This window comes from Siminovitchia fortis, assembly GCF_007681465.1.
GTDB classification, from domain to species: Bacteria; Bacillota; Bacilli; order Bacillales; family Bacillaceae_C; genus Siminovitchia; species Siminovitchia fortis.
The window spans coordinates 1-628 of the sequence record NZ_VEKZ01000167.1 but is presented as its reverse complement, the minus strand read 5'-3'; the positions used below and the strand labels follow the sequence as shown (position 1 = coordinate 628).

The following is a 628-nucleotide window of genomic DNA, read 5'->3' as shown; positions in this document are numbered from 1 at the left end:
GTCAAATCCGTCACTGTCATCCCAGATGTTAACGAGTCTTGATTTCTCCTTATGTAGTGAGAGATCAAGTTTTCCCATGATTGCTTGGATTACTCGTATACTTTCCAGCGCTTGCGGTTTTGTCCTGCACAAGATGACAAAGTCATCCGCATAGCGAATAAGGGAACCGAGATGGCTGAATTTCTTTTCCCAGAGGGAATCCATCACATTTAGGTAAATATTGGAAAGTAATGGTGAAATTACACCACCTTGAGGTGCCCCCAGGATAGAGTTTCTTACTTTCCCTTCTTCCATGATTCCTGCTTTGAGCCATTTCCGAATCAGCTTCAGCACCCTGCGGTCACTGATTCGTTGTTCTACTAGCTTCATCAACTTATCATGGTTGATATTATCAAAGTAGCCTTGGATATCGACGTCCAATACCCAATAGTTCTTTCTGCTCTCTTTCCTTATTTTCGCTATCGCTTGATGTGCATTCCTTTTGGGACGGAATCCGTAAGAACAATCCTTGAAATCAGCTTCAAAGATCGGCTCTATCACTAACTTGGTTGCCATTTGTGCGACCCTGTCTTTAATGGTCGGAATTCCTAATGGACGTTTCTTTCCGTCATCTTTAGGAATGTAGGTA

The 628-nt window shown here is 42.7% G+C and carries 1 protein-coding gene; it reads right to left on the bottom strand.

Annotation, left to right across the window (positions count from 1 at the left end; all coding sequences use genetic code 11):
• Positions 1 to 628 (bottom strand): group II intron reverse transcriptase/maturase (gene ltrA, locus FS666_RS19445; protein WP_144567968.1); only part of this gene is annotated, 628 nt, incomplete at both ends.